The 7,897-nt window shown below is 67.0% G+C and carries 6 protein-coding genes; 2 read left to right on the forward strand and 4 right to left on the reverse strand.

The genetic code is table 11. The features are described 5' to 3' along the window. Positions 1-217 precede the first annotated feature (217 nt). On the forward strand, positions 218-2,029 hold the full coding sequence (locus tag D7X12_RS12895; RefSeq protein ID WP_147443626.1) for a LamG-like jellyroll fold domain-containing protein: 1,812 nt from the start codon (positions 218-220) through the stop codon (positions 2,027-2,029). A 62-nt stretch (positions 2,030-2,091) separates the two neighbouring features. Here the strand turns inward: D7X12_RS12895 and D7X12_RS12900 are convergent, their stop codons facing one another. Further along, positions 2,092-2,490: a GFA family protein gene (locus tag D7X12_RS12900; RefSeq protein ID WP_120625574.1), complete on the reverse strand. Its 399-nt coding sequence runs from the start codon at positions 2,488-2,490 to the stop codon at positions 2,092-2,094. Positions 2,491-2,752: 262 nt separating this feature from the next. Here D7X12_RS12900 and D7X12_RS12905 point away from each other — a divergent pair, with 262 nt between their 5' ends. Next, positions 2,753-4,054 carry a trypsin-like serine peptidase gene (locus D7X12_RS12905; RefSeq protein ID WP_120625575.1) on the forward strand — a complete coding sequence of 434 codons (1,302 nt, stop codon included), beginning with the start codon at positions 2,753-2,755 and terminating at the stop codon, positions 4,052-4,054. A gap of 269 nt (positions 4,055-4,323) precedes the next feature. Here the strand turns inward: D7X12_RS12905 and D7X12_RS12910 are convergent, their stop codons facing one another. The 3 genes from D7X12_RS12910 to D7X12_RS12925 form a co-directional block, all read right to left on the reverse strand. Continuing rightward, entirely contained in the window at positions 4,324-4,674 is a 351-nt protein-coding gene (locus D7X12_RS12910; protein ID WP_341868218.1) for a hypothetical protein, read from the reverse strand. 212 nt (positions 4,675-4,886) lie between these two features. Continuing rightward, positions 4,887-5,843 carry a DUF2381 family protein gene (locus tag D7X12_RS12915; protein ID WP_120625576.1) on the reverse strand — a complete coding sequence of 319 codons (957 nt, stop codon included), beginning with the start codon at positions 5,841-5,843 and terminating at the stop codon, positions 4,887-4,889. Between the two features lie 702 nt (positions 5,844-6,545). Further along, a partial coding sequence (locus D7X12_RS12925) for a M28 family metallopeptidase (RefSeq protein ID WP_120625578.1) occupies positions 6,546-7,897 on the reverse strand: 1,352 nt, incomplete at its 5' end.

Raw genomic sequence — 7,897 nt, forward strand, 5'->3', positions numbered from 1 at the left:
CGCCCATCGAACATCTTTACTGAATTGCCGGTTAGATCATTTTTCCAGAATTTGATAAATCCCCGCCGAGTCATGGCGGACTGCCCGCCGTGACCTCCACTTCGAGAGGGGCGGGAGCACCGTGCGTTCAGGATATTTGAAGAGCTTCTGGGGACCGGCGGCCTTGCTGGCTGTCGCAGGCAGCCTGGCGGGATGTGGTCCGGAGGACTCATCCCCCGTGAATCTACCTCCCGCGGAGATCGGGACGGCTCGATCCAGCCTGTACGAGGGGTCCGACCCGAAGCTGGTGTTCCGCTACCGCGCCTCCGGCACGGGCGCGAGTGACGGTGACATCACGGGCTCCGTGGGCGCCGCCGCGACGATTGCCCGAGGCGGCTCCGGCAATACCGAGTTCATGAGCTTCACGTATCGCCCCTTCACCGCGGGCGCATACAAGGCCACTGCCACGGCCCCCGTGCAGTCCGCCACTGGCTTCACCATCATTGCTCATTTCAAGCCGGACACGGCTTCGCTGACGGGCCGGCGGACGATCTACTCGGACCAGGGGGGCGGGGGGATCGCGCTCGACATCGTGGATGGTCGCATGCAGGTGCAATGGCATGACGGCACCGGGTATCAGTCCGTCACGGCCACCAATTATCCCATCAACACCAACTGGCACTACGTCGTCGCGGCGGTCACCATCAACAGCGGCACGCCGGCCAGCAGCCACGCGCGCATCTACGTCGATGGTCAGGAGCGCATCGACGTCTCCCCGATTCCGGGGGCCCAGACCGTGAAGAACAGCGGGCAGCCCGGCTGTGTCGCGGCCGAATGTGATGGCACCGGCAGCACCCGGGGACCGGTGGGGGAGTACTTCGTCGGCCGCATCGCGACCGCGGAGGTCCTCAACTATCCCCTGTGGTCGAGGAGCTATCTCTTCTCCCAGCTCAACGACGGAGGCTGGTACGCGGGGCTGCCCTCCTATTTCGACTACACGCCAGCGGTCCCGGATACTCGCACGGAGGTCAACCGCACGAAGTACCGGAGGATGGCGGATGCCATCAACGAGCCGCAGGGAGGCAACAACTTCCCGCAGTTCGATGACATGCGGACCAAGGTCACCCGGCGCATCTCAACCCCGTACCTGAATGACGGCTTCGTGTATCAAGGCGTGTCCGTTGGCACGACCACCACTCCGAACGACACGATGTACATGGTGGGGCACTACGAGCCGGACCCGGACCTGGAGGAGGGGATGGTCATCGTCCCGGAGGTCGACATCACCGGCTGCGCCACCGGGACCTGCGCTCCCAAGGTCCGGAGGACCTACCGCCTCGTGAGCGCAACCGGAGCAGAGCTGTACGGCGTCCACCCGGGGAGCGTGGCCCGGGTGGGCAACATCCTGTATGTCAATTCACTCCGGAACGCGACCACGGGCATCGGAGGCCTGCTTCGCTTCGACCTCACGGCGCCTCGGACCACCTGGCACCCCGCGGACCCCGTGACAGGCCGTCCTGCCATCGAGGATCTCAAGCTCGTCAGCAGCAACACCAGCCTCTGCGGGGGGGCCAGCATCTCCTACGACTCGATCGCCAACCGGATGTATTGCTTCACCAGCGGGGCCAGGCTCATCAACGGGTTCAACCTGAACGCGGATGGCTCGCTGCCGGACAGCACCCCGGAGGTGACCTGGACGATCCCCGCGGCACCGTACACCCAGGGCGGCTATGACTATCAATTGCAGGGAGGCGCGGTCTATCACCCGGGCAATACAGCGGGGAATCCGTGCTTCGTGCTCCACTTCTCCGGAGGAGAGAGCAACCCGTCCGCGCTGAACAACTTCTGCCCGTCCACCTCCACGACCGTCGCCCCGAGCCTCGCCAACGCGCTCGCCACGAATGGCGAAGGGGTCGTGGTCACGACGGACGGAATGGTCTGGGGCATCACCGAGGGAGCCTCCAAGAAGATGCAGAAGGTGGGCTCCTCCTCGATTGTGCTGGCGCCCTGGGTCTGGGGCATCCCGCGATCCACGATGGGCATCCAGTAGTCGGCCCTGCTGAAGCGCCCCGGCCGTCCGCGTCAGTGACGGCTGGGGCGTCAACTGCGTCCTCAGTGCGGCTTGGGTGGAACCGTGTCGAACCGGGGCACCCCGTCCGCGACGTCGTAGTAATCGCCCTTGTCGGCCATGTAGATGTTGAGCGCCACGCGGGTGTGGGTGGGCGTGTCGAAGGCGCCCATCGCGATCCCGATCCAATCGCGCTGGAGCGGATCCCAGAACAGCGACGAACCGCAGACGGAGCAGAAGCCGCGACGCGCCTTCTCGGACGACTGGAACCAGCCGATCTTGTCTTCGCCCGCGATTGTGACCGCTGAGCGCGGCACGTCGGTGGAGACGAAATAATGGCCCGAGTGCTTGCGGCACTTCGTGCAGTGGCAGGCGTCAGGGCCGTGCAACTCGCCCTCCACGGTGAAGCGGACTGCGCCGCACAGGCAGGAACCCCGATGCATGGATGACCTCGTCCGAACGATGGGTTGGGATACTTCTCATACTGCGGGCGCTACGGCGGCCCATGGAGTTCACTCGCGCAGGAATTGTGCACTTCCTTCCCTGTGTCGCGTTTTTCATTCCCCTCGTGTTTCGAAGGGACTCCCGGGACCACGGTGACTCCGCGTTAAGGACACGTTGCGGAGAGTGCGTGGTTGGCGCGAGCATGCGGTCCACTGCTCGCCCCCTGGCGGGCGGTCATCACCCTCAAGGAGTGTTGAGCACATGCAAATCCCCCGGACTTCCGGCTGTAGGACGCTGCTCGGAACGCTGCTGTGTACCCTTTCCCTCGCAGCCTGCGGCCCGGCCCCGGAGGCGGAGCCCACCGCCAACACTCCCATGGGCACGGAGCAGCAGCCCGTCGTCTACGGAACCGACAACCGCACGGACGTGTACGCGCACGGGGACGCCACGCTGCGCGCCCGCGCTCAGCAGTCCACCGTCGCGCTGATGAACCCGTCGGACTTCAACACGACCAACCCCAACAACGTCACCTTCAACGCGTCCACGCTGCGCTCCGCGTACAACCTCTGCACCTCCGAGCGCTTCCTGGACGACCCGACCCCGGCCTTCTGCTCCGGTACGCTCATCGACGACGACCTGGTGCTCACGGCGGGCCACTGCATCACCAGCGCGTCGGCCTGCAGCAGCACGCGCTTCGTCTTCAACTTCTACCGCACGGCCGCCGGCACCCTGCAGACGGTGACGACCGCGGACATCTTCTCCTGCCAGGCGATTGTCGCGCGCCAGCAGGCCACGGTGGGCGGGCGCAACCTGGACTTCGCCGTCGTCCGGCTGGACCGGCCGGCCACCCCGCGCTTCACGCCCGCCCCCATTCGCGCGGGCAACGCCGCGCTGGCCGTGGGCACCAACGTGACGGTCATCGGCTCGGGCAGCGGCATTCCCTTCAAGATCGACTCGGGCGGCTCGGTGCGTGACGCGCGCGCGGGCACGCTGGACTACTTCGTGGGCACCACGGACACGTTCGGCGGCAACTCGGGCTCGGGCGTGTACGAGAACAGCGGCTACACGGTGGCCGGCATCCTGGTGCGCGGCGAGACCGACTACAAGACCAACGGGAGCTGCAGCATCGTCAACACCTGCACGGAGACGGGCTGCCGCGGCGAGGACATCACCTACGTGCGGCCGGCCATTGACGACTACTGCGCGGTGGCGACCAGCACGCGCCTGTGCGCGGGCTACCCGCCGCCCCCGACGCCGGTGACGTTCACCTTCACCGCCACCAACACCAACAGCGCCAACCAGAACACCGTCAACCGCAACGTCACCCTGGCCGCCGGGCAGACCCTCAAGTTCGGCACCTGCACGGTGCCGGGCTCCTCCGGCACGGGTGACACGTACCTGCGCCTGTACAACGGCACCACCCAGGTGGCCTCCAACGACGACGCCTGCGGCACGCTGTCCTACGCGAGCTTCAAGGCCACGACGGCGGGCACCTACCAGATCCGCGCCGGCTGCTACACCAGCGGGAGCTGCAGCGGCACGGTGTCGTACACCGTCCAGTAGTCCCAGAAGGACCGGCGCGGGCGGTGGCGTCCGTCACCGCCCGCGCCGGGCTCGAGTCCCTCGAGGGGCTGAAGCGCAGCGGCTGAACCCTTTCACACGACAACTGCCTTGACGCTCACCGCAGCCTTCCTCCTTCGCCATCGGACGGAAGAAGCCAGGTCCGTCTTGACGAAGGCAGCGCAAGGGCAAGATCTGGTTGCCTTTGCGGTCTCCGAGGCGTTGAAGTATTGGGCTGATGGCGCCTGGAACCTGAGTGATGCAGGCCGGGGTCAGCGAAACGCGTCAACGATGTAGATGCCTGCGCGAGAGAATTCGAGCACCGCGCTTCCCGGGCGAGGGCCCGGCCTCTTCAACAGCCCACCACGACCGAGTCTCGCGACGGCGCAGATAGGGAGCGGTTCTCCATCTGGGGGACGCGCTTCGTAGTACCGGATGACGACGTTCGGACCACCGGTCCAGATCTGGCCGTACAGGCGAGTCACGGGAGACAGGGGCCCAAGATCTTCGGTCAGGTAGCTTTCAACGGGACCATCATTGACGATGATGGATTGCTGGCTGGTCTGGTTGGCGTCGATTTCCGCAGTCGAACTGTCACCCGGTCGGAGCTGGAGGATCTTCATCACCTCCAGGGCCTTTTCCGAGCAGGCCTGGGGCCCAGGCCCGCCGTCCGGGCGAGTGGAAACGCTGGAGCCCGCACAGCCAAAGCTGAGGCATGAGATCGCGGCCAGGGACCGGAGGAGTGTGACGTTCATCGGGAGCATGGAGGGCGCTCTTACTGCCCGGGCCCCTGTTCGCCAAGCTGCACGCGGATGCATTCTGTTCGCCCTGCGTGTCACCGGCGCTCCTGGGGCATGAGTTCGACATAGGCCTGCCGGAGCCCTCCATCCCTGAAGATTTCCACGACCAGCCTGTCGCCGTCCCTGTTCGAGTCGAACGAGGCCAGGTCCGTGACCATCGCGATGCGCCCGGTGGACCCCGGCGCGATGGCGGACGGGGTCATGCGCAGCGCGAAGGGCCGCGACTCCCGCGTGGTCCAGGTACTGAGCCGCGCGGCCTGAAGCGTCCAAGGCCGCACCGGATCCTTGTTCTTCATCGTGAACACAACTGCAACCTTCCTCTGCGCCACCTTTCCCTTGGGGACGAGGACTGAGACTGCAATCTCGATTTCGTTCTCGATCTGGAGCCACTTCTGGGCTTCCTTGAACGGCGTCATCGCGATCTCATTTTGGGCCAGGAGCGCGGCGAGGGCATGCTCGACCGAGGTTTCCTCTTCACGCTTTTGATGGTTCTCCGCCCTGAGTGTCCTGACCTCCTTGCGCTTCTCCGCAAGCGCCTGTCGAACCGCGTCCGGAGCTTCCGGGTCGGGGTAGACGTCAACCTGACTGTCCACCTGGGGCTTCGCGGAGGTGACGGTGAATGGAATCTCCGTACCGTCCAGGAGCGTCACCAGCAGGATGAAACGATCTTCGGGTGCAAGATCCCGAAGCGGGACGACGACCACGGATCGTCCACCCACAAGAAGGGGCTCGAACCGGCCTTCCCAGCCCAGGAGCTTTGTCCGGGTCGGGTCGGAAGCAGTTGGAAAGCGCAGCGTGGTCGCTACGCCTCCGGCAACGTAGAGCTCCGTCGCTTCTTCCTTCGGGTTCTTCGAGAGGTAGACGCTTTTCGGCCTCGGCGACTCGGAGAGGCTCGACGGGCAGGGCGGCTCTTGAGCTTCAGCGCTCACGGACATCAAAAGCAGGGCGAAGAGCGCTGCCTTTTGAAGTCGGTCGGCTACGGAGGTAGTCATGGGGTTTGACTACCTACCACGTAGAGCTTCTGAAGGCCTCCCCCAGCCCTTCGCCTGCGTCCATCCGCCCCAGCACCCGGTCCGCCGTGTGCTGCGGCGGACCGGGGTGAAGTGGCATGGCGCAAGAGTTCGTGCCCGACGTCCTCTGGCTCCCCGTTGGCGGGCGTCAGCGCCTGACGCAGGTCAGCCTGTCCACGCTCTGTGCCCACTGGGCCGTCGGGAGCGCGGTGCACCGCCTGGATCCGTTGAAGTGGAGGGCATTCCTGAACGGAGGGCCCACGGTTCCGCCGGTCAAGCTCGGATCGTTCTCGCCCAGGACACCGTCCTTGCAGAACAACACCAGATCCAGCCCGCCGTTCGGGAAGTCATTGCAGTCGGAGGGACACGACACCGGGTAGAGCGTCCTGCTCGTCCCGCTGGCGATGGCGGACCCATCACCGAACACACAGCCATCCCCGACCAGCGCCGTCGGGGCGGACTGCATCGGCGAAGCGCCCACCGAAGCCGTTTCCCCCGGGACCTCACCGCCACAGCCAGACAACGCCACGGCACCCGCCATGACCCCGCCCATCCACGCATGCTTCAAGAACGCCTTGAGAGACAAGTCGATGCTCCGTTCGTAGGGATGACCGCTGGACTGGCCGCGCAGTGGCGACCGTGAAGCAGCCTGCCCGGCCCGTCTGACACGCCCCGCGGAGCACTTCAGCGCGGGGCGGGCGTGGGCCTGGCCTCGAGGGGGTGTCCCCGGGTGCCGGCGGTCCACTCCTGCCAGACGTTGAAGGATTGCATCTGCTCGCCCAGGTCGGTGTCCCGCACGAGCGCCTCCACCTCGGCGCGGCTCTGGCGGGGCAGCTTCTCGTCCATGGTGGCGAAGCCCCACGCGAGCGCGCCCACCACGGCGGCGTTGGCGCGCAGCGTGCGCGCGTCGCACTGTTCGAACTCGTCCGAGCGCGCGTGGTAGTTGGGCCCGTACGTGGCCGGTTCCTGATTGGCGATGAGGTTGGCCACGCCGTGCATCATGAAGTCGAAGTTGTCCGTGCCCACCACCGGCACGTCCACCTGCGTGAAGGGTCCCAGGCCCGTCACCGGCTTCAGGGCCCGGTCCACCAGCGGCACCAGCGCGGGCCGGCCGTTGGTGTAGAAGCCGGTGATGCGTCCGCAGCCGATGTCCACCGACAGCGCCAGGGTGTGCCGGTCCAGCTCCGCCGCGTGCGTGCGCGTGTAGCCGGCCGAGCCGTACATGCCCTGCTCCTCGCCGTTCCACAGCGCGAAGCGCAGGGTGCGCGCGGGCTTCAGCCCCAGGCGCTGCATCTGCCGCGCGAGGTCGATGAGCATCGCGACGTTGGCGCCGTTGTCCAGCGCGCCGCCGCCCAGGTCCCAGCTGTCCAGGTGGGCGCCCAGCACGACGACCTCGTCCGGATGCGTGGTGCCGCGCAGCTCGCCGATGACGTTGCGCGACGTGTACGGGCCACCCGTGCTCAGGTCCAGCGCCGCGGTGAGGTTCAGGGCCGTGCCGGCGCGCAGCAGCCGCAGCGCGCGCTTCGCGCCGTCGCGCTCCATCACCATCATGGGGCGGGTGTTCCTGGGGCCCACCGAGACGCTGTGCCGGTAGAGCTGGTTGCCCGGCCGGCTGCCCATGTAGACGACGCCCGCCACGCCCGCGGTGAACGCGCGGGACTCGATGAGCGCGGCCTCGTTGTACTCGCGGAACAGTCCGTCGACGTCCTTGAGTTCGTCCGTCTCCACCAGCAGGAAGGCGCCCCGGGCCTTCGCACCCACCCGCTTGAAGTCCGCCTCGGTGCCGCGACCCACCTCCAGCAGCGGCGCGGTGAGGCCGCCCCTGGGCGTGGCGGTGGAGAAGGGCATCGCGGCCACGCGCGGAGCGAAGCGCACGCCCTGGCCCTGCAGGGAGGCCGTGGCGCCGCGCTCCAGCCACAGCGCCGGCATGGGGAAGGGCTCCGCGCGTGCCGTCACGCCCGCGGCGCGGAAGCGCTCCAACGCCCATTCCACGGCGCGGGTGTTGGCTTCGGAGCCCGTGGCCCTCCCGCCCACCT

The organism is Corallococcus sicarius, from assembly GCF_003611735.1.
In the GTDB taxonomy this organism is placed as follows: Bacteria; Myxococcota; Myxococcia; order Myxococcales; family Myxococcaceae; genus Corallococcus; species Corallococcus sicarius.

What these genes read in the sequence shown, in the direction of transcription:
- D7X12_RS12900 (WP_120625574.1), bottom strand. Translation starts at nt 2,490, where the DNA reads ATGCATCGGGGTTCCTGCCTGTGCGGCGCAGTCCGCTTCACCGTGGAG.
- D7X12_RS12905 (WP_120625575.1), top strand. Translation starts at nt 2,753, where the DNA reads ATGCAAATCCCCCGGACTTCCGGCTGTAGGACGCTGCTCGGAACGCTG.
- D7X12_RS12910 (WP_341868218.1), bottom strand. Translation starts at nt 4,674, where the DNA reads ATGAAGATCCTCCAGCTCCGACCGGGTGACAGTTCGACTGCGGAAATC.
- D7X12_RS12915 (WP_120625576.1), bottom strand. Translation starts at nt 5,843, where the DNA reads ATGACTACCTCCGTAGCCGACCGACTTCAAAAGGCAGCGCTCTTCGCC.